The 19,670-nt window shown below is 54.2% G+C and carries 21 protein-coding genes; 1 reads left to right on the plus strand and 20 read right to left on the minus strand.

The annotated features are described in order from the left end of the window. Nucleotides 1–33: 33 nt before the first annotated feature. The 15 genes from ftsZ to KNP82_RS03595 form a co-directional block, all read right to left on the minus strand. Complete coding sequence (ftsZ, locus tag KNP82_RS03525) at nucleotides 34–1,179, minus strand: cell division protein FtsZ (protein WP_021067047.1); 1,146 nt, start codon at nucleotides 1,177–1,179, stop codon at nucleotides 34–36. 48 nt (nucleotides 1,180–1,227) lie between these two features. After that, entirely contained in the window at nucleotides 1,228–2,523 is a 1,296-nt protein-coding gene (gene ftsA, locus KNP82_RS03530; RefSeq protein WP_021067046.1) for a cell division protein FtsA, read from the minus strand. A 227-nt stretch (nucleotides 2,524–2,750) separates the two neighbouring features. Next, nucleotides 2,751–3,521 (minus strand): cell division protein FtsQ/DivIB, encoded by a 771-nt coding sequence (locus KNP82_RS03535; RefSeq protein WP_021067045.1) that lies wholly within the window; start codon nucleotides 3,519–3,521, stop codon nucleotides 2,751–2,753. A gap of 13 nt (nucleotides 3,522–3,534) precedes the next feature. Continuing rightward, nucleotides 3,535–4,611 carry an undecaprenyldiphospho-muramoylpentapeptide beta-N-acetylglucosaminyltransferase gene (gene murG, locus KNP82_RS03540; RefSeq protein WP_214827063.1) on the minus strand — a complete coding sequence of 359 codons (1,077 nt, stop codon included), beginning with the start codon at nucleotides 4,609–4,611 and terminating at the stop codon, nucleotides 3,535–3,537. Next, entirely contained in the window at nucleotides 4,608–5,945 is a 1,338-nt protein-coding gene (gene murD, locus KNP82_RS03545) for a UDP-N-acetylmuramoyl-L-alanine--D-glutamate ligase (protein ID WP_251128624.1), read from the minus strand. The genes murG and murD overlap by 4 nt, the downstream gene beginning before the upstream one ends. 15 nt (nucleotides 5,946–5,960) lie before the next feature. Further along, complete coding sequence (gene mraY / locus KNP82_RS03550) at nucleotides 5,961–6,920, minus strand: phospho-N-acetylmuramoyl-pentapeptide-transferase (protein ID WP_214827066.1); 960 nt, start codon at nucleotides 6,918–6,920, stop codon at nucleotides 5,961–5,963. Between the two features lie 21 nt (nucleotides 6,921–6,941). Then, nucleotides 6,942–8,249, minus strand: a complete 1,308-nt coding sequence (locus KNP82_RS03555) for a UDP-N-acetylmuramoyl-tripeptide--D-alanyl-D-alanine ligase (protein WP_021067041.1) — start codon at nucleotides 8,247–8,249, stop codon at nucleotides 6,942–6,944. A 58-nt stretch (nucleotides 8,250–8,307) separates the two neighbouring features. Further along, the gene (locus KNP82_RS03560; RefSeq protein ID WP_021067040.1) at nucleotides 8,308–10,416 is read right to left on the minus strand and encodes a penicillin-binding protein; all 2,109 of its coding nucleotides are present in this window, start codon (nucleotides 10,414–10,416) and stop codon (nucleotides 8,308–8,310) included. Between the two features lie 38 nt (nucleotides 10,417–10,454). Continuing rightward, the gene (ftsL, locus tag KNP82_RS03565) at nucleotides 10,455–10,817 is read right to left on the minus strand and encodes a cell division protein FtsL (RefSeq protein ID WP_242678890.1); all 363 of its coding nucleotides are present in this window, start codon (nucleotides 10,815–10,817) and stop codon (nucleotides 10,455–10,457) included. Nucleotides 10,818–10,840: 23 nt separating this feature from the next. Next, a complete protein-coding gene (gene rsmH / locus KNP82_RS03570; protein WP_021067038.1) occupies nucleotides 10,841–11,773 on the minus strand; it encodes a 16S rRNA (cytosine(1402)-N(4))-methyltransferase RsmH in 933 nt (310 codons plus the stop codon). Nucleotides 11,774–11,941: 168 nt separating this feature from the next. Then, nucleotides 11,942–13,498: a bacillithiol biosynthesis cysteine-adding enzyme BshC gene (gene bshC, locus KNP82_RS03575; RefSeq protein ID WP_029595739.1), complete on the minus strand. Its 1,557-nt coding sequence runs from the start codon at nucleotides 13,496–13,498 to the stop codon at nucleotides 11,942–11,944. Between the two features lie 24 nt (nucleotides 13,499–13,522). Next, nucleotides 13,523–13,882 carry a DUF3397 domain-containing protein gene (locus KNP82_RS03580; protein ID WP_021067036.1) on the minus strand — a complete coding sequence of 120 codons (360 nt, stop codon included), beginning with the start codon at nucleotides 13,880–13,882 and terminating at the stop codon, nucleotides 13,523–13,525. After that, entirely contained in the window at nucleotides 13,876–14,715 is an 840-nt protein-coding gene (locus KNP82_RS03585) for a 2-dehydropantoate 2-reductase (protein ID WP_029595741.1), read from the minus strand. The genes KNP82_RS03580 and KNP82_RS03585 overlap by 7 nt, the downstream gene beginning before the upstream one ends. A 108-nt stretch (nucleotides 14,716–14,823) precedes the next feature. Further along, nucleotides 14,824–14,997: a 50S ribosomal protein L32 gene (gene rpmF, locus KNP82_RS03590; protein ID WP_015881300.1), complete on the minus strand. Its 174-nt coding sequence runs from the start codon at nucleotides 14,995–14,997 to the stop codon at nucleotides 14,824–14,826. A 22-nt stretch (nucleotides 14,998–15,019) separates the two neighbouring features. Next, nucleotides 15,020–15,547, minus strand: coding sequence for a YceD family protein (locus KNP82_RS03595; RefSeq protein ID WP_029595742.1), 528 nt, complete (start codon nucleotides 15,545–15,547; stop codon nucleotides 15,020–15,022). Between the two features lie 157 nt (nucleotides 15,548–15,704). Between KNP82_RS03595 and KNP82_RS03600 the strand changes: the two genes are divergently transcribed. After that, nucleotides 15,705–16,835, plus strand: coding sequence for a tRNA(Met) cytidine acetate ligase (locus KNP82_RS03600; RefSeq protein WP_165569408.1), 1,131 nt, complete (start codon nucleotides 15,705–15,707; stop codon nucleotides 16,833–16,835). On the opposite strand, the gene KNP82_RS03605 is transcribed toward KNP82_RS03600, so the two are convergent. Genes KNP82_RS03605 through KNP82_RS03625 form a run of 5 tightly spaced genes read right to left on the minus strand, consistent with a single transcriptional unit; the run spans nucleotide 16,814 to nucleotide 19,618 of the window. Further along, complete coding sequence (locus KNP82_RS03605; RefSeq protein ID WP_021067032.1) at nucleotides 16,814–17,806, minus strand: SepM family pheromone-processing serine protease; 993 nt, start codon at nucleotides 17,804–17,806, stop codon at nucleotides 16,814–16,816. The two genes, KNP82_RS03600 and KNP82_RS03605, sit on opposite strands and share 22 nt — an antisense overlap. Continuing rightward, nucleotides 17,803–18,300, minus strand: a complete 498-nt coding sequence (gene coaD / locus KNP82_RS03610; RefSeq protein WP_029595744.1) for a pantetheine-phosphate adenylyltransferase — start codon at nucleotides 18,298–18,300, stop codon at nucleotides 17,803–17,805. Before coaD ends, KNP82_RS03605 begins: the two co-directional genes overlap by 4 nt. Nucleotides 18,301–18,304: 4 nt before the next feature. Beyond that, nucleotides 18,305–18,871 (minus strand): 16S rRNA (guanine(966)-N(2))-methyltransferase RsmD, encoded by a 567-nt coding sequence (rsmD, locus tag KNP82_RS03615; protein ID WP_131471136.1) that lies wholly within the window; start codon nucleotides 18,869–18,871, stop codon nucleotides 18,305–18,307. 53 nt (nucleotides 18,872–18,924) lie between these two features. After that, nucleotides 18,925–19,188, minus strand: coding sequence for a DUF2129 domain-containing protein (locus KNP82_RS03620; protein WP_021067029.1), 264 nt, complete (start codon nucleotides 19,186–19,188; stop codon nucleotides 18,925–18,927). After that, on the minus strand, nucleotides 19,172–19,618 hold the full coding sequence (locus tag KNP82_RS03625; protein WP_034777059.1) for a YlbF/YmcA family competence regulator: 447 nt from the start codon (nucleotides 19,616–19,618) through the stop codon (nucleotides 19,172–19,174). Before KNP82_RS03625 ends, KNP82_RS03620 begins: the two co-directional genes overlap by 17 nt. Nucleotides 19,619–19,670 lie beyond the last annotated feature (52 nt).

The following is a 19,670-nucleotide window of genomic DNA, read 5'->3' on the forward strand; positions in this document are numbered from 1 at the left end:
AAGGGGATGCCGAGAACCGGCACCCCCTGTTGTTTAGTTACGGCGTTGTCTTACGAACGCTGGGATGTTGATCGTCTCGTCTGGGACGTCCCCACCATAGACCGGTCTATGGAAGTTCCCTTCATCTTGTGGCGCAGCTTCTTGCGCTTTCGGTTGAGCCTCACGGTTCACTTCAGCTTCCGGTTGTTTCTTCGGTTGCTGAAGGAACGGGTTCGTCCCTTGCGCTTCTTCTGCGAATTCAGTTGCAATCACGGTAACGATAATCTCGTCGTTCAAGTTTTCGTTGATGACCGAACCGAAAATCAAGTTCACTTCTTCATCAGCGGCACTTTGAACGATTTGGGCAGCTTCCGTGACTTCGTACAAGCTGAGGCTAAGTCCGCCTGTGATGTTCATCAAGACACCTTTCGCGCCTTCGATTGAAGACTCGAGAAGTGGAGATGAGATGGCTTTCTTCGCTGCTTCAACGGCACGGTTCTCGCCAGTGGCGACACCGACACCCATGAGCGCCGAACCTTTTTCAGTCATGATCGTCTTGACGTCAGCGAAGTCAAGGTTGATGAGACCAGGAATGGCGATCAAGTCCGTGATTCCTTGGACACCTTGGCGAAGGACGTTATCCGCTTCGCGGAACGCTTCGATCATCGGCGTGTTGCGCTCGACGATTTCAAGCAACTTGTCGTTTGGAATGACGATGAGTGTATCGACTTTTTCTTTGAACGCTTGAATCCCGTGTTGGGCGTGTTGCATGCGTTTGCGTCCTTCGAACATGAACGGTTTCGTGACGACACCGACCGTAAGCGCTCCGATTTCTTTTGAAATCTCGGCGATGACAGGTGCTGCCCCCGTTCCAGTTCCTCCGCCCATACCTGCTGTGACGAAGACCATATCCGCGCCATCGAGCGCTTCAATCAACTGCTCGCGGCTCTCTTCTGCCGCTTTTTTACCGATATCCGGATTCGCGCCGGCACCGAGGCCACGCGTCAATTTCGCGCCGAGTTGAAGCTTCACGTCCGCTTTCGACATGTTGAGTGCTTGCGCGTCCGTGTTGACGGCGATGAACTCGACACCTTGTACTCCGTGCTCGATCATGCGGTTGACAGCGTTTGAACCGCCGCCCCCGACTCCAATTACTTTAATTTTTGCTACGGCGTCAATCGCCTCATCAAAGTACATCATTTCAGGTATCCCCCTACGTAATTTCCAATTGTTAACACAACGTCAAATTTACACGCCAAATAATTTTTCCATTAATCGACCGAAACCGTTTTTCGTCTCGCGGTCGTCCCGTACCACATCATCGTCGTGGTCTTGGACGTTCCCGGTTTGAGACGTGCCGTCTGGATTTGCGACGGCCACACGGTCATCCGGCTTTTCAAGTCGTGACTTCGAGACGTGGTGATCGCTCATAAGTACGTACTTGAGGACGCCGACCGCGGTCGCGTATTTCGGATGTCTGACGCCAATCGACGATGGCTGATACAGTCTCGTCTTTTGACCCATGACACGAGTCGCTAGTTCTTGGATGCCAGGTAAAGCAGCGGCCCCACCACAGAGGAGATAACCTCCGCTGAGCGTTGGAACGCCTACCTTTTGCACTCTATTCAACACAAGCGTGAACATTTCCTCTATTCTTGCCTCTAAAACGTAACTAATTTCTGATTGCGGTTCGAACGTGACTTCCCCGTTGATGTTCGTGAACGAGAACCCTTCTGAGGCGTCCGCCATCTCTTCGAGGGCAAGTCCGTATTCTTCTTTCGCCACTTTGGCGTCTTGGTATTTACAATTGAGCTTGTACACCAAGTCGCGCGTCATATGATCGCCTCCGACCGGAAGGATATATGAGTAGACGAGGTCGCCTCGATAAAAGACCGAGACGGTCGTTTTTTCATGACCGATATCGACCAAGCCGATACCTAAATCGATTTCATCGACCGAAGCCGCACTCATGCCGAGCGCCAAATTGCCGAGGACGAAACCTTCTAGTTTCAATCCTGCCCGTTCGATGGAACGACGAATGCTATGTAAAATCGTCTTCGAACCGGTCACCATCTTACCGTGCATCTCTAAACGGTAACCGAGCATTCCGCGGGGATCGACGACACCTGTCTGTTGATCGACCGTGAAAGAAGAAGGAATCACATCGATGACGCTCATCTCATCCGGCAAGCGCATAACTTGCGCCGAATTGATGACTTCGATGACGTCTGTGTCCGTAATTTCTTGGTCTTCTCGTTTGACTGATGCAATTCCATGACATGGGGCGATTTGGATATGTTCCCCTTCGATGGCAACGTATACCGACCGAATTTGATCACCGAGCGCCGCTTCGGCATGTTCGACGGCTTGCTTGATGGCTTGAACCGTCTTATCGATGTCGACGACGGCGCCACGTTTTACTCCTGCAGACGGGGCACACCCCTCCGCCAAAATGTTAAGCGTTCCCCCGAGTAATTCACCCACGACGAGCTTAATTTCTGACGTTCCTATATCCAATGCGGCCACATAACCATTCGCTTCCAAAAGGGAAACACCTCCGCGCTTTAATTTCTGTGCTTGAATTCCGTTACATTGTTACAGATATCCAAAAATATTGTTAGGTCCGGCAAGATATCTCACGTCTAAGTTTACAACAAATAAGATAGTGAGAAAAGGTAGAATCCTACAAATTACGCGGTTTTGGGGTGTCAATTCGATTACAATCGATAAAAAAACAGCCCTTATGTGTCTAAGGGCTGTAAAAATTCAGATTATTCTTTCGGTTTTTCGTACGGAACGAAATAATATCCGCCATCCATGACGACGGTTCCCCGCTGTCCTTTTGGAATATTTTCATAGATTTCGCCGTACTTGGATACCGTTTGACTGAGCTTGAACGTCGGCGTCTGAATCGTGTTGCCGTCGTTCATATAAATCTCATATCGTGTCGGTTCGCCTTTCTGTTTCGAGAAGACAATCTCTGACATCCTGGCCCGCATCGCGTCGTCGACTTGCTCGAGTTCAGTCGCGATTTTCTCGAGTTCCGCCGCATCGGTGAATTCACGCAACAACGGACCGTCTTTTAGCTTCTCTGGATCCGTAATCGATCCAGTCGGGTGCAAAGAACCGTCAGCGAGGACGACGACTTCCTCGTCGTCCGTTCGTGAATAGGCGATCATTTTCTCTTCTTCGACGTCAATCGTCACGACGTTATACCAGGAGCGATCGACCGAGACGTCTTTCACGCCAGGCACTTTACGAAGTTCCCGTTCAATCCCGTTCGGCGACACTTGAACGATTTTCGTGGACGTGTCGATATCCGTTTCGGCGAGCACATACGCTTCTGTCAACCAGGACAGGCCGTTCACGTTCACCGCTTTCACGTCAGACACCGATGTCTGCATATATACGACGAGCGCAATCAACACCGCGAACAACAACAGGATCGTCGACAAACGTCGGTTCGCTTTCTTACGACGTTGATCTTTCATATACGGGATTCGGTCTTCCAAACTACGAACGGTATTCTGACGTGTCTCCATGGCTACTCTCCTTTCAAGCGCGGACTTCTTCGACGAGGTCGGCGAGCGACTCCGCGGCGTGCGGGAATCCTAACCGTTTCGAGGCTGCGGCCATCTCATCATGATGGGCCAATACGTGTCGGATCGAGCGAACGAGCGTCTCGCCCGACAAATCCCCTTCTTTAATCAGTTCGGCCGCGCCGCTTTCGACGAGCGCCGAGGCGTTTTTCGTCTGATGGTCGGCCGTCACGTACGGACTCGGAATCAAAATGCTCGGCAAACCGAGCGCCGTCAATTCCGAGATGGTCGAGGCACCGGCCCGCGACACGACGAGACTCGCACACGCGAGCAGTTCAGGCATGTCGTAAACGTATGGCAACACATGGATGTTATCAGCTTTTGGCGCCTTCGCCACGACGTTGTCATAATGGACGTTCCCGGTCACGTAGAGCACGTTCACCGGTTCGCTCGCAAGTTCCGGGATGGCCTCGATGACGGCCCGGTTGATGGCCTCGGCTCCACGGCTGCCGCCGTAAATCAAGACGATTGGACGTTCATCGATACCATATTCGGCCCGGACGGACGTTTCGTTCACCGTTGTCTTCAACACTTCGCTCCCGCGCGGGTTACCGATGACGCGGACGTTCGCATCAGGGAACTGTGATTCCGAACCGGCGAACGACAAGGCGACCCGGTCGGCTTTCTTCGACAAGAACTTGTTCGTCAAGCCTGGGATGCTGTTCTGTTCATGCAGAATCGTCGGGATGCCGAGTTGTTGTGCGGTGAAGACGACCGGACCTGAGACGAATCCGCCCGTGCCGATGACGACGTCCGGACGGAACGTCTTCATCTCTTTACGTAACGTCAGGACGGATTGGACAAACCAATAGGCCGTCTTGACGTTGTCTAGCGACAACGACCGTTTGAGCCCGGCGATTCGAATCGATTTGAACGGCACACCAGCGCGTGGGACGAGATCGGCCTCGAGACCGTTCTCAGTGCCGATGTAGAGCACCTCGAGGTTCGGATGGCGCTGTTTGAGCGTATCAAGGAGAGCGAGTGCAGGGTAGATATGGCCACCCGTTCCTCCACCAGAAATCATGATTTTCATCGATTGGCCTCCTCATATGCATGGACGAGGCGGACAAAATGTTCGCCGCGCTCTTCAAACGTCTTATATTGGTCCCAGCTCGCACAGGCCGGTGACAATAAAATCACGTCGTCTGGGGCTGACTGTTCAAATGCGAGCGGGACGGCTGCGTCGAGCGTATCGACCGCGAACGATGGAATCTGCTCGGCTTCACCGAGTGCTTGGAAACGCCCTGCCGTCTCACCGTACGAGACGATGGCTTTGACGCGTCCGAGCGCCGGAATGAGTGAATCCAATTCGGCTCCACGTTCAAGTCCCCCGCACACCCAAACGATCGGAGCATCGAATCCGCTCAATGCCGCTTCGGCCGCCACGTTGTTCGTCGCTTTCGAGTCGTTATAAACCCGGCGTCCGAGCACTTGGCCAAGACTTTCCGTTCGGTGGGCCACGCCACCGAACGTGCGCAACACACGATCGATATGTTCGGCCGGGATATCGAACGGTTCAACGAGCAACAAGGCTGCCAACACGTTCTCCACGTTATGGGCCCCGCCGAGGGCGAGATCCTCGACCCGGATGACCCGCTTGCCGTGCAACGTAATCCAGCCGTCGGTGACATGCGCATCCCCGCTGTCGTAACTGAACGTCGAAGCATCGAGATCGGCCGGGACGCGTTTCATCACTTCGGTGTCACTGCCCTTGACGACGACACGGTCTGATGCCGTCATGTTCCGGAACAAGTTCCCTTTGGCGTCGGCATACGACTCGAAGTCACCATGATAATCCAAATGCGCCGGTGACAAGTTCAACAGTGCCGCCGCTTGCGGATGGAACTGTTCGACGCCCATCAGTTGGAAGCTCGATAGTTCGATGACGATGATGTCGCCCTGCTTCGCTTTCGATGCGACTTCGATTGCCGGGAAACCGATATTCCCTGCCACATGGACAGGACGACTTCCCCCTTTGAGCAATTCATGAACGAGTGTGGTCGTCGTCGTTTTCCCGTTCGAGCCAGTGATGGCGACGAACGTGGCATCGGTCGCCAAGTAGGCGAGTTCCACTTCTGTATAAATCGGGATGTTCCGCTCAAGCGCTGCTTGAAGGAGCGGGATGTGATACGGGATTCCCGGGTTTTTGACAATCATGTCCGTCGTGTCGAGCAATTCGAGCGGATGGGCACCGAAAACGCCGTTGATGCCGAGCGCTTCAATTTTCATCCGTTCTTCCGTTGACGGTTCGCTCCCGGTATTGAGGGTCACGTCCGCGCCGACATTTCTTAAGTAAGCGGCTGCGGCGATGCCGCTCCGTGCCGCGCCGAGTACGAGGACTCGTTTATCGTTCCACTGTTGTTGCATGTCTTCCACCATCCATTACATGAGTAGTAACGACAAGACTGCCGTGATCAAACTAATTCCACCGAACGTCAAGACGATGCGCCATTCTGACCAACCGACCATTTCGAAATGGTGATGAATCGGGCTCATCTTAAAGATTCGTTTGCCCGTCGTCTTGAACGAGAGCACTTGCAAGATGACGCTAAGCGTCTCGATGACAAAGATGATTCCGACGAAGACGAGCAACAGCTCGAGCTTGAGCATGAGAGCGAGGCCGGCGACCGCACCACCTAGGGCGAGCGATCCCGTGTCACCCATAAAGATTTTCGCCGGGTATTTATTGAAGACGAGGAAGCCGAGCAAGGCGCCGACCGCACTGAAGGCGAACCAAGCGATGCCCGCTTCGTCTTGTCCGAGCGCATAGATGCCGAAGAAGGCGAACGTCGGGATGGCCGAGAACGAGACGAGACCGTCGAGGCCGTCTGTCAAGTTGACCGCGTTCGAGAAGCCGACGAGCCAGAAGATGACGATGGCGACATACAACCAGCCCGTATCAAACGCAATCGAAGTGAACGGGATTTGAATCGTCGTATCGAGTGCCCCACCGAGTGAGAGGAACCAAACGAACAAGACTGAGACGACGATTTGACCGATCAATTTCTGAAGCGACGTCAAACCGAGGTTGCGTTTATTGACGACTTTGATGTAGTCGTCGAGGAAGCCGATCACCCCGAAGGCGAGAGTCACGAACAAGAGCGTGCCAAACCCAGCGACGTCTTCACCGAAGACGACTGAGATGAGGAATCCGATGATAAGGGCGAGCAAGATGATGATTCCGCCCATCGTCGGCGTGCCTGATTTCTTTTGATGCCAATCTGGACCTACGTCACGGATTTCTTGGCCAAACTTTAAGTTACGAAGTGCCGGGATGGCCCGCGGCATGACGACCAATACGGTCAATAATGAACTGATTAAGACGATTAAACTGATTAACATGTTCGTACCTCACTACTCTGTTTATTGAACTAGACGCTCGAGCGCCAGTCCTCGCGATGCTTTTAACAATATCACAGTCTGGGGGCGTTGATAACTGCCGAGGAGGACTTTCGCTTCCTCGACCGTCGGCACCATTGTCACGTTCACACGCGGGTCGGTGATGCCTGCCGCAATCCATTTCGCTTTCTCTCCGATGAGCACGCAATCGGTGACCGGGGCCGTGATGGCGTGGCCGACTTGTTCGTGCTGGGCGATCTCGTCCGTCCCGAGTTCATACATGTCCCCGAGGACGAGGACGCGGCGTGAGAACCCTTCTAGCGTTTTAATCGTCTCGACGGCGGCAACCATCGAGGTCGGGCTCGCGTTATAGGCGTCATTGACCAAGTGGGCATCGCCGAACATCCGTTTCTCCATCCGCATCGACGTCAGCTGGACGCGGTCGAGGCCGCGTTGAATCGTATCATGCCCCAATCCGAACTTGAGACCGCAGGCAATCGCATAGGCGGCGTTACGGATTTGGTGGGCCCCGAGCACTTTCAATTCATACAGTTCATTATTGTAGCGGAAAATCGAGGCGTCAAACGTCGCCTCTACGACTTCGAGCTTACCGTCCGCGGTCGAATCGTATCCGACGCGGTAACCGCCTGCCTCACGGAGGAGCGGCTCGTCGGCATCGACGATTAAGACGCCATCCGGTTTCAACCCGGCTTTAATCTCGAGCTTCGCCTTGGCAATCCCCTCGCGCCCCCCGACTTGTTCGCCATGTGACTCGCCGATATTCGTGACGAAAGCGATGTCCGGTTTAGCGAGCTTCGAAAGCAACTCGATTTGCCCGAACCCGTTCATGCCCATCTCGAGGACAGCGACTTCGGTGTCGCGTGGCATCCGGAGCACGGTGAGCGGCAACCCGACGTCCGAGTTAAAGTTTCCCGCCGTCTTATGTGTCTTGAACGTCTCGCCGAGCACGACGGCAATCATGTCTTTCGTTGACGTCTTCCCGTTCGACCCGGTGATGGCGACGACTTTTGGATTGATTTCCGCCAAATAGCGGGCAGCCGCTTCTTGAAGTGCTGTTAACGGTGAGGCGACCGGGATGGCGATAATCCCTTCCGGCAACGGACGGTCTTGTTCCCAAAACGTCACGATTGCCCCTTGCTTGATGGCAGCCTCGATGTAATCATGGCCATCGACGCGCGCCCCGATAATCGGGACGAACAAGCCGTCGGCATTGTCGTCTCGCGAGTCGGTCGCGACGTGGCGGACCTCGCGCGAATCATTTATTTCCATCCCAAACCAAGATGCGAGTGTTTGAATCGTCAACTGTTCCATAACCATTTCCTCCTGTGACAAAGGAAAAGAGAGCCGAGGCCCTCTTCATCCCTTTGCGTTAGTTCGACGGTGACGCGAGCTTCACTTTCAGCGTCGCCCCCGTCTTGACGGGCTTGCCTTTCCCAATCGATTGGGACGTGACGAAGCCGGTGCCGTCTATTTCTAAATTCAATTGATAAAGCGTAGCCAACCGCTTCACGTCACGAAGTGACCACCCCTTGAGCGTCGGCATCGCGAACGACTCCGCCGTCTTTAACAGCAACCGCTCACCGACGACGTACGGTTGGCCTTCGACCGGACTTTGCGCCGTGACCGTCTCACCGTTACCGAGTGCCACCGGTGTGAACGCGGCCGCTTTGGCTTCCTTCACAGCGTCGTCACGACCTTGGTCGACGAACGATGCCGTCGTTTTCGTCGAGGCGTCAATCGATTTCGCTTGCTTGTCTGGCTCGACGCTCCGATAGCGGAGCGCGACGTCCATCACATCTTTGAACAGCGGTGCCATGATGCGTGGTCCCGTCGTCGATGAGTCACCGTTCGGACGGTCGACGGCGATATACATGACGAGTTCCGGGTCGTCTTCCGGCGCCATGCCGACGAACGAATGGATGTATTGTCCACTCAAGTACTTCCCGTTCTCGGCGATTTGCGCCGTTCCGGTCTTACCGACGACGCGATAGTTGTCGAGGGCGTACAATTGCCCCGTCCCGACATCGCTGTTGACGACGCCATCGAGCGCTTCCCGCGTCTGTTTGGCCGCCTCGGCCGTGATCGGTTGTCCGACGATTTTTGGATTCGTCGTCCGAATCGTTTCACCGGTCTCGCGGTTGACGACTTTCTTGATGACATGGGGTTGCTTCATCGTCCCATCGGTCGCGATGGCCGACGTCGCTTGTAATATCTGCATCGGCGTGACGGCCGTCGATTGGCCCCATGCCGTGATCAAGACGTTCAACGGGCTCTCGAAATCGAATTGGCTGTTGACCTCACCCGGTAAATCGACGCCCGTGCGTTGATCGAACTTGAAGGCGTTGAAATAATCCTCGTAGCGGCTCAAGCCGAGACGCTCGTTCGCGAGAATCGAGAACGCGACGTTCGACGAGTGCCAGACGCCTTCTACCATAGGAATCGTACCCCATCCGGTAATGTTGTAATCATTGAATACGGTCTTGCCATACTTGTACGATCCCGATTTATACAGTTCATTCGGATTATAAACGCCTTCGTTGATGGCGGCGGCCAACGTGAAGATTTTCATCGTCGATCCCGGCTCGAAGCGGGATGACACCGAGAAGTTGCTATACGAGCTGATTTCGCGTGTGTTCGGGTCGAACGAAGGGCGGTCCGATAAGGCGATGATTTCGCCGGTCTTCGGGTCCATGATAATCGCCGTCGCATTCTTCGGCTTGTATTCTTGATACAGCTCTTCCATTTTCGTATCGAGCAGCTGTTGAATCCGGTGGTCGAGCGTGAGTTGCACGTCGGCCCCGTCTTCTGGGTCGATCTTCAATTGCTCGTCGCTCGAGACGATTTGGCGTCCAGCCAAGTCTTTCTCGAACCGGTACAACCCGTACGACTCACTTAAGACGTCGTTGAGTGATTTTTCGATGCCGAGCTCACCGACGAGTTCGATCCGTCCGTTCTGGTCGATTTTCTGGGCGTAGCCGACGACGCTTGAAGCGAACACTTTGTTCGGATAGTAGCGCTTCGGTTCTTCCACGAACGTGACCCCTGGAATCTCGAACGCTTCAATCTCTTCTTTTTGATCAACCGTCAAATCGCGCCCTGGAACACCGAACTCGATTTGACCGCGATCTTTGTTCTGCTCGAGCCGCTTTAAAATGTCGGCCTCGGCCATCGGTATGACGGTCGCGAGCTGCTTCGCAGCCTCGGCGAACTCATCGGGCATGAGCGTCTTGTCCTCGACCCGCTCGCCGCCGAGTTTCAACACGGCCACGATTCGGTACGAAGGGATATTGATGGCGATCGGTTGTCCGAACCGGTCATAAATCTCGCCCCGTTCCGCTTTTAGCGTACTGACCGCTTTCCAACGCTCTTCCTCGGCGAACGCGAGCATGTTCTCTCCTTTGTACGTCTGGAAGACGGACAAATAGAAGAACCAACCGACAAAAAATAAAAAGAGTGGTGTGAAGCAAACAATCGCCACCCACGCCACTCTTTTTTTACTCTGTTGTAGAGAATTCATCAGTCAATCACCTTGACGTTGTTCTCATTGAATTGCATTCCGAGCTTTTCAGCAATCGCATAGATTCTCTCAGGTGAGCTTAGTTGGGCGATCTCATACTTCAATTCTTCATTCTCTTTGGCGATCGCGTTCGTCTCTTGTGTGATCAGAGCCGTATCGCGCATGATGTTGTACGCTTCATTATGTTTCGATACCGTGATGCCACCGAACAGGACAACTGAACCAATCATGGTCGGGTACAGGATGGATTCGAACAAGGTCAACGTACGTCGTTTTGGAGCTGGTATTGGTCGTTCTTGCGGAATCGGATTTCGATTCGGCGTAACTTGAGGCTGCAGAGCCTTGCGAGCAGCTTCTGGCATCAGGTATCCCTCCTACGTACAGTCTATTTTTGTTTTTCTGCGACCCGGAGTTTGGCAGAACGGGCCCGGCGGTTGCCTTCGAGCTCGTCGTCCCCGGCTGTGATCGGCTTGCGCGTGATCAATTTCAGTTCGGGTTCAAACTCTTTCGGGATGACCGGCAATCCGGGTGGTAACGGCGGATGCTGGCTTTTCTCTTTAAATACTTGCTTACAAATTCGATCTTCTAACGAGTGGAACGTGATGACGCAAATGCGTCCATTGATGGCGAGCATGTCGATCGCGTCTTGGACGGCACGGTCGAACACGTTCAACTCATCGTTGACGGCGATGCGAATGGCTTGGAACGTCCGCTTCGCAGGATGACCGCCTTTTCGTCGGGCCGGCGCCGGAATCGCGTCTTTAATCAATTCGACGAGTTCGAACGTCGTCTCAATCGGTTTGACGGCACGGGCCTGCTCAATCTTGCGCGCAATCTGTTTGGAGAATTTTTCTTCCCCGTATGTAAAGAAGATGCGGGCAAGATCTCCGAACGGCCATTCGTTGACGACGTGATACGCGGACAGCTCGCGTGAACGGTCCATCCGCATATCGAGCGGTGCATCGTAATTGTAGCTAAAGCCACGTTCGGCCTCATCGAGCTGCGGCGACGACACGCCAAGGTCGAACAATACCCCATCGACCTGAGTGATTCCCCGCGCCAACAGTTCGTCTTTCAAATGGACGAAGTTGCTTTTAATGAACGTAACCCGGTCCTCATATGGAGCCAGCCGCTCACTCGCGTGCTTGAGCGCGACGTCGTCTTGGTCGAAGGCGTATAGATGGCCTGTCGTCAAACGCTTGACGATTTCTTCGCTGTGACCGGCTCCTCCTAACGTACAATCGACATAAATCCCGTCTGGCTTAATATTTAATCCTTCAATGGACTCCATTTTTAATACCGTTTCATGCTCAAACATACAAAAACCCTCTCAACCTACATTTTTCAACTATTTTATTACGTTTACTTTATCATAAAAATGTCAAGCGCCGCATAGCTTTTTAGCGAAAAGAGGAAACAAAAAGGTAACAAACAAAAAATGGTTCCCACAAATTTCTGGGAACCATCTCCATCGAACTCATTTCGGTTACAATTTGACCAAACATCGCTCGAAATCAGCTTGTTCATAAGACCGGCGCAAGCGCTCGAATAAATCGAGACCGTGACGGTTCAACAACGGGACCATCGACCAAATCCGTTCTTGCGGGGCGTCCATCGGCAAGAGCCGTGTCGATAGATGAATCCGTCGACTGTTCAAGCGGTATTGGTCGCGTTTCGCTTCGGCTCGCATCTCGTCGCCGAGACGTTCAAGCACGTGACGTGCCTTCGCATCAAACCGGTGCCCGTGCTTGCCTGCCTCGCGTCCGATCGCTTCCGTGAGCGTCCGATACGCGTACAGGTTTTGGTCGAACGCTTCGTCGTCGAACGTATGGTCCGGTAACGGGTCCGCCAAATAGTCGACGAGCGTCACTCCTTCTTGGGCGAGCTTCTTCTCATCGTTCGTCGAGACGAGCACGGCCCCGAGCCGCGGAATCAACAGCGGCATCTTCCAATCGAGGACGTGGAACAAAGGCCGAAGTTGAAGCCAATAGGCGATTTCACCGGGGCCCGCAATATAGGCGAGTGTCGGGAACAAGTGGTCCTGCATGAGCGGGCGGGACACGACGTTGTTCGAGAACCGCTCCGGGTGCGTTTCCACTTGTTGGATTAGCTCGGCCTCGGTGAAGCGGTGTCCCCGTTTCGTCGTGAAGAGCCCGTCCTGCTTCGTCAACAGTTCGCGCGTCCCGTCGTGATAGAACAGATGGGCCGCTTCGCGATTCAACTCGACGGTCGGCATCCCATCCTCGAACGAATCGTGCAACGCCGCATGCAGGCGGTCGTGTTCCGTGATCAAGCGTTTGAACGCGTCGCGCTCGAGGGCCCGGACTTCCGGTTGGTGCGGGTCGAACAGGATGAAGTCTTTACCAACAAACCGTCGCATCATCTGACCGAAGAATTGGGCGAACGAGTGGCTCGCTTGAATCACATCGACGAGCTCATGATAGAGCGTCGTCGTGTAACGCGTCTCCGTCTCAGATAACAAGAGGCGTTGCAACATTTGCACGAGTTCGATTTTAAGGCGATCGAACTCCAATTCCCCGACCGACGCCTTTCCGGCGAGCGGGACGGTCGACAACGCCTCTTTGCGCAGTTGACGCGACAGCGGCTGGCTCACGAAGACGTGGTTGATTTCTGCATAGTCGTGATCCTCCGTCGCCATCCAAAAAATCGGGAGGACCGGTTTATTCAATTTCGCTTCCGCCTGTTTGGCCTTCTTCAGCACGGTCAACAGTTTATACACCGCGAACAACGGACCGCCGAACACCCCGACTTGTTGCCCGGTCACCATCGTGAACGCCTCACCGGCGGCCAACGCTTCGAGTTTTGATTCGAGCTCGGGAGAAATCGGACCGTGGACTGTTTGTTGGTCTCGCAAAATGTCGACGAGCGCGGGCAAATGCGTGAAGGAACGGTTCATCAGTTCATCCGCCCTCACCTCGAGCTCATCCATCCCTGTATAGTCCAACCATTTCGAATAGCCCGTCTCCACTTGCATCATCGGAGACGACGGGGCGTACATGGCGTCTAGCGACTCTATCCTCACGTATAACGACTTCCTTTCAAACGATTAATACATCATCTCTCGTGCGATGCCGATCGTAAACAAGACGATGTGGGCCGGGACGAGCACTAAAAACAACAAACGCCACCCGTGCACGAACATCTTCGAATAGACGACATCCTCATGGCGAATCCGTTGCCAAATCGCGTTGGCCGGGAAGATGGCGGCACAGACCGCAAGCAACAGCCAGATCAAATCGATCCCGACAATCGCTTCGAGCAGAACCGCGCATGCATAAAACCAAAGGATCACGCCGGCGTCACAGGCGAGTTTGAACGTATTAACCGATTTCGGCATAATTTTTCTAAGTATCATATACACCATAAACCAAATGACGAGTGGAAATGAAACGATATACACTAGCACGATACGCTCGCTCCTAAAATTAATTTTTGCATGACCGGAATGACGGTCAATGTGACGCCTCGTTCGTCGGCCCGTTTCAAGAGCGGCGTCAAGATGGCGTCGACCTCGGTCTGGCGCCCCGCCTCGATGTCACGTAGCATCGAAGAACGATTGTGTGCCGTCTTGTCGATAATCGTGTCGATATATGTATACGGGACGTGACGGTCGAACAACATCGTCAGTTCTTCGTAAAGCGCCGTCGCGATATCGCGGCAAGGCGGTATGGCGACCGCACCGTTCTCGACACGGCAGAGCGCCGTAATCGGATTGATGATTGCGTTGGCGAATAGTTTCTCGGTGACGACTTGTTCGATATCCGTCTCCCAGACGACATCGAGTGGAGATGCGTTGAACGACATCTCTTCGAGCGAGCCGAGGCTGCCGATGCGGATGCGCCCGAGCCCGGTATGCTGGAGCCGATCGCCGTCGCGGCTCACACCATGTTCGACCACACCGAGGTGGAATCCTTTCGTACGTGCATAGTCGAGATGCGCGATTCCGTTCGAACAGATGAATACGGGCACGTCGCCGGACAATCGTTCCGTCGCCGCCTCGACCTGATGCGCTTTCGTCGTCACAAAGAACACGTCCTGCTCCGTCTCAATGATTTTCGTCACCGGACAGAGGCGAACCTGAACCGTTCCCTGCGTGACGCCGGTACGTTCGATCGTCACAGTCGATGCCTCGTCGACACGGCCATAGAGCGTCACCGTATAGTCCGGTTCGAACAGCGAAGCCATCAACATGCCGACGGCGCCGTTCCCGATAATCCCAATTCGTTTAATCGGCTTCATTGGCCATCCCTCCACGTCTAGTCTGCACTGAAAAGTTTACCACAATCTGTTTCCACGACCCAAAAATAAAAAAAGAAGCGGCCTCCGAGGAGACCGCTTCTTTTCGCATTATTTGCTTGTTACTTCTTTACCGTTGTAGTGTCCGCAAGATTTGCATACACGGTGAGAAAGCTTCATTTCGCCACAGTTCGGGCACTCGTTCATACCAGGTACGTTGAGTTTGAAGTGAGTACGACGAAGACGTTTGCGAGTTTTCGACGTTCTACGGAATGGTACTGCCATCGTTGTCCACCTCCTTGAAAAGTTAGCCGTTCTCGTCCTCTTTTTTAGAGAACAAGTCAGCGAGCCCCGCGAGGCGCGGGTCAATTTTTGGTTGGTCGTCCGGCTGCTCGTCAATGACGGACCAGCCTTCCCCTTCAACCTGAGTTTTGTCTGTTTCGTTCCCAAAGATTTGCATTGGGACGTCTAACATGATGAGCTCTTTTACGATCGGTCGCAGATCAATCGTATTTCCTTCTGGCAAATTGACATCATCGAATTGCTCCGTATAACGCCCATTCTCCAAAAAGAAAGGCTCGAGCGATTCAATATCGAATTCATAAATGACATCATCCAACGTACGCGCATCTGGCAACGTCAGGTCACCTTGAATCTTCAGATTGAATGTAACTTGATTAGATGTGAACGACGCATTCCCGTGCACATGCACCGGACGAATCGAACGGATATCCGGATGGAGCTGAGTAAGCTCTGGTAGTTCGACCATCTCATCGATGGTAAAACTGTCACCCTGGTTTCGTAGCTTAAGTAGCTGTGCAATAGACCACTTCATCCGAATCACCTCAATTGCAACAATATGAATTATAGATAGGCCAACTTGTTTTGTCAATGTTTTTTCTTTACACTAAAATCAGTTGACGACGGCGCTTTGCCAAAGCGTACTTATCCATCTTACACCAATCCAATCGACAATGCAAAGGAGTAATTTTATGCGAAAAACGGCCATCATTGCCGAGTACAATCCGTTCCATAACGGGCACCTCCATCAGGCGGAACGAGCCCGGATCGAAACCGACGCTGACGCTGTCATCGCCGTCATGAGTGCCCAGTTCACCCAGCGCGGCGAGCCGGCAGCTTTCGACAAATGGAGCCGGGCCCGCGCCGCCGTCCAAACGGGCGCGATCGACCTCGTCATCGAACTCCCGACGCGTTTCGGCGTGCACCGGGCCGACCGGTTCGCGAGCGCCGCGGTCGCCATCGCCGAGCGCGTGCGTTGTCAAACGCTGTCCTTCGGTAGCGAGAGCGGCGACATCAGCGCCGTTACCCAGGCGGCGGCGGCCAACATCGAAGCGACTCCAGCCTATCAGACGGCGTTCAAAGAAGCGTTGGACAATGGGCGTTCTTCCGCCAAGGCGTCGAGCGAGGCGTTCGGGTCACTCTATCCCGACTTTGATTTGACGCTCCCGAACAACATTCTCGCCTATCACTACGCGAAAGCGGCGACGTCCATCGAACTGCACACGATTCGCCGTCTCGGGGCCGGATACCATGACCCGAGCGTCTCAGACGTCATGTCGGCCACGGGCGTGCGCGCCCACTACTTAGAGTCAGGTATGGTCCGGGCCGTCCCTGACGCCACGAGAACGCTGTTTCAGGACAATCCGATGGCGCATTGGTCACTTTATTGGCCCGTCCTTCAATATAAGCTGCGGACGACCCCGAAAGACGTACTTGAGCAACTCGTCGGTATCGACAGCTCGCTGTCGCCCCGCTTGATCCAAGCCGGGCTCGAGCCGACATTCGAACAGGCGCTCGCCCGCTTATTGACGAGACGTTATACCCGGACGTCCATCCAACGCGCGCTCGTCGCCATCCTCATCCATTGGCGACAGGACGAGTTGCCGGAACGGTTCGACGACGTACCGTATATCCGACCGCTCGCGTTCAACACAATCGGGCGCACTGTGTTAAAGGACATAAAAAAAGACGTACCGCTCCTCAGCAAGTACCATCCCGATCTTGCGTTCGAGGCTCGAGTGACCGAGGCGTATCGCCTTCCGCTCGGAAATCGGTCACTCGTCGAACATATGCAAACTCCTCAATTCATCGACTCTAAATAATCGATGGCTTCCTCGACCGTCTTGACGGGAACGACTTCAATGTCGCTCTCGAGTCGGTCGAGCGACTCCATCGCCTCGTCGTAGTTCGACCCGGCCGGCACGAAGAACACGGATGCCCCAGCCTCGTCCGCAGCTACGATTTTTTGCCATGCCCCGCCAATCGGCCCGACGTTCCCTAACTCATCGACCGTTCCCGTTCCGGCAATGACGGCACCGCCCGTCAAATCGCCCGGCGTCAACTGATCAAAAATCTCGAGCGTGAACATGAGGCCGGCCGACGGTCCGCCGACGTTCGTCAGTTCGAACGAGACGTCCGGGTCCGTGCGCACGTCCTGGACGGGCAGCGGCTCATAAATCCCAAGCCCGACCCGGTCCCCGCTCCGGTCAATCGGTTGAATCAGCGTATCGACCTCACGTTCGCGACCGTCACGTTCAAGCGTGACAGAGACTTCATCGCCGGCTTCAAATGAGGCGACGCGTTCGATAAAGTCAAGGCGCGACGCGAACGATTGCCCATCGAGCGCCGTGATGATGTCACCCGGCTTCAAGACGTTCGCGGCGAGCGACCCCGTGATTGGGGCCGAGACGTACATGCCGTCAAACGTCACCGTCACATCGGCGTCCGCCAACTCATAGGCGTATTGAATCGCCGCTTGTTGCGACGACGACATCAACAACTCTTGTCTGCGTTCGTAGTCCGCCTCGCTTTCCCCGTCATACAGATAGCGGCTGGCCGGACTCGCCTCCGTGAACGGGGTGAACCAGCTGCCGACGAGCCAGAGCGGTGTCGCCCGGCGTTGCGAGATGGTCACCATCTTCAGTTCGCCCGGTTCTTTGTCCCCGCCCTCGACCGTCATGAACTCTTCGATCGTCGTCGCCTCGCCCGGATACGTGATGTAATACGGGAGTGGCACGAACAAGAAAATCAGGACGGCCACGAGCAGACCGAAACCGATTTTGAGCGACTTCATTGTCCGTGACTCACTTCATATTTTTGCCGCAACGCGAGTTCGACTTGCTCCGGGACGAGCTCGGCGACGGACGCCCCGTATTTGGCAACTTCTTTCACGATCGAGGAGCTGAGGAACGAGTACTGGCTGTTCGTCATCATGAACAACGTCTCCACGTTCTCATTCAACTTTTTATTGATCGATGCGATTTGAAGCTCATACTCGAAGTCCGAGACGGCACGCAGGCCACGGACGATGGTCGCTGCCTCACGCTTGGCAGCATATTCGACGAGCAAACCCCCAAACGCGTCGGCGGTGACGTTCGGTAAATGTGTCGTCACCTCACGAATGAGCGACAGACGCTCTTCCACGTTAAAGAGAGGTGCCTTACTCGAGTTTTCAAGCACGGCGACGATGACTTCGTCGAAGATGGCCGCCGCCCGCTCGATGATATCTAAATGGCCGTTCGTAATCGGGTCAAAGCTCCCCGGGCAAATCGCGATACGTTTTGACATGTTCTCACTCCTCGGTCGCTGCATACTCGTAAAAGCTGATCGTAATCACGTCCGAGTAGCGTTGCACCTTGATTTTTTCCAACTGGCCGACTCGGTCCGGCAACGTCACGTCGCTGCCATGCTCGCAGACGACGACGCCGTTGTCCGTCAACAGCCGGTTCGTTTCAATGATCTGTAAAAACGGCACATGTTCCTCCGCATGATACGGAGGGTCCATGAAAATCAGTTTGAACGGCTGACCTTTGAGGACGAGTTGGTCGAGAACCGAGCGGGCGTCTTGTTGGAGCACCGTCGCTTTCGACTCGTAACGTGTCGTCTGCAAATTGTCTGTGACCGTCTGGACCGCCTTCCGTTGCTTGTCGACGAACACGGCATGGTCACACCCCCGTGACAACGCCTCGATTCCTAGACCGCCGCTCCCGGCGTATAGGTCAAGCGCATCGCCCCCGGCGAAATAAGGACCGATGATGTTGAATAACGATTCTTTTACTTTATCTGTCGTTGGTCGTGTGGCCGACCCCGGGACCGTCTTGAGTCGGGTCCCTTTTCGTTCTCCTGAAATCACTCGCATATCCGTTCTCCTTCACCACAAAAGATGAAGGCGGTGCCGCCTTCATCTCTGTGTTATTTCTGCTTCGATTCATACGTCTCCGCGACGAACGGCCGCTCACTGCGGACGACCGCTTCGACGAACGGCAACGCGCTCACTTGTTCGAGAATCGCCTCATGTCCATCAAGGTCGGTATACAAGAAGGCGTACTTCTCCCGCTTTGACACGTAATACAGGTTCGCATAGCGACGCAACGCCTTCACTTGTTTCAACGATTGGACGTAGACGACGAACCCGATTCGACCATTCAACTCAAACGTCTCAGATGGCACATCCACAGCTTCCGCCTCCACAACTTCCTCCGCCTGAACATCCGCCTTCGTCGAAGAACGGGTTTCCGGTCGGGACTTTGATTTTTGGAGAAACCGAGAAGGCCAACAGCTCACTCACTTCCCCGAGCAGTTTATCTAAACTGCGTTCCGCTTTTTTAAATGCGGCCACTTCTGGCTGGACATCGAGACGCCGTTTGACGAGATGCATCTCTTTTTTAATGCGATCGTGGTCCGGGTGATGTTTCCCGAACCGCTGTACGTACTCGTAATCTTCTTTCATCCGCAAGAACTCACGTTCCACGAGGCGCGCTTCCTCTGATTGGGCTCGCGCTTGTTTCGTGGCGATATATGTTTGGAACGACTCGCTCGCTTCAATCAAATCGGCTAACGATTCCGTTTGATCGAGCAGGGCGATCGTCTGTTCAGTAATAATCATGGCTTTCACCCTTTCTGCCATGATTTTAACACATTTGATTCCCTCTGTAAGC

Source organism: Exiguobacterium sp. s26 (genome assembly GCF_018618235.1).
GTDB lineage: Bacteria > Bacillota > Bacilli > Exiguobacteriales > Exiguobacteriaceae > Exiguobacterium > Exiguobacterium chiriqhucha.

Bases quoted from the DNA above. Each gene is read 5' to 3' on its own strand.
- ftsZ (WP_021067047.1), bottom strand. From the start codon at position 1,179: ATGATGTACTTTGATGAGGCGATTGACGCCGTAGCAAAAATTAAAGTA.
- KNP82_RS03535 (WP_021067045.1), bottom strand. From the start codon at position 3,521: ATGGAGACACGTCAGAATACCGTTCGTAGTTTGGAAGACCGAATCCCG.
- murG (WP_214827063.1), bottom strand. From the start codon at position 4,611: ATGAAAATCATGATTTCTGGTGGAGGAACGGGTGGCCATATCTACCCT.
- murD (WP_251128624.1), bottom strand. From the start codon at position 5,945: ATGCAACAACAGTGGAACGATAAACGAGTCCTCGTACTCGGCGCGGCA.
- mraY (WP_214827066.1), bottom strand. From the start codon at position 6,920: ATGTTAATCAGTTTAATCGTCTTAATCAGTTCATTATTGACCGTATTG.
- KNP82_RS03555 (WP_021067041.1), bottom strand. From the start codon at position 8,249: ATGGAACAGTTGACGATTCAAACACTCGCATCTTGGTTTGGGATGGAA.
- ftsL (WP_242678890.1), bottom strand. From the start codon at position 10,817: ATGCCAGAAGCTGCTCGCAAGGCTCTGCAGCCTCAAGTTACGCCGAAT.
- rsmH (WP_021067038.1), bottom strand. From the start codon at position 11,773: ATGTTTGAGCATGAAACGGTATTAAAAATGGAGTCCATTGAAGGATTA.
- KNP82_RS03585 (WP_029595741.1), bottom strand. From the start codon at position 14,715: ATGAAGCCGATTAAACGAATTGGGATTATCGGGAACGGCGCCGTCGGC.
- rpmF (WP_015881300.1), bottom strand. From the start codon at position 14,997: ATGGCAGTACCATTCCGTAGAACGTCGAAAACTCGCAAACGTCTTCGT.
- KNP82_RS03595 (WP_029595742.1), bottom strand. From the start codon at position 15,547: ATGAAGTGGTCTATTGCACAGCTACTTAAGCTACGAAACCAGGGTGAC.
- KNP82_RS03600 (WP_165569408.1), top strand. From the start codon at position 15,705: ATGCGAAAAACGGCCATCATTGCCGAGTACAATCCGTTCCATAACGGG.
- KNP82_RS03605 (WP_021067032.1), bottom strand. From the start codon at position 17,806: ATGAAGTCGCTCAAAATCGGTTTCGGTCTGCTCGTGGCCGTCCTGATT.
- coaD (WP_029595744.1), bottom strand. From the start codon at position 18,300: ATGTCAAAACGTATCGCGATTTGCCCGGGGAGCTTTGACCCGATTACG.
- rsmD (WP_131471136.1), bottom strand. From the start codon at position 18,871: ATGCGAGTGATTTCAGGAGAACGAAAAGGGACCCGACTCAAGACGGTC.
- KNP82_RS03625 (WP_034777059.1), bottom strand. From the start codon at position 19,618: ATGATTATTACTGAACAGACGATCGCCCTGCTCGATCAAACGGAATCG.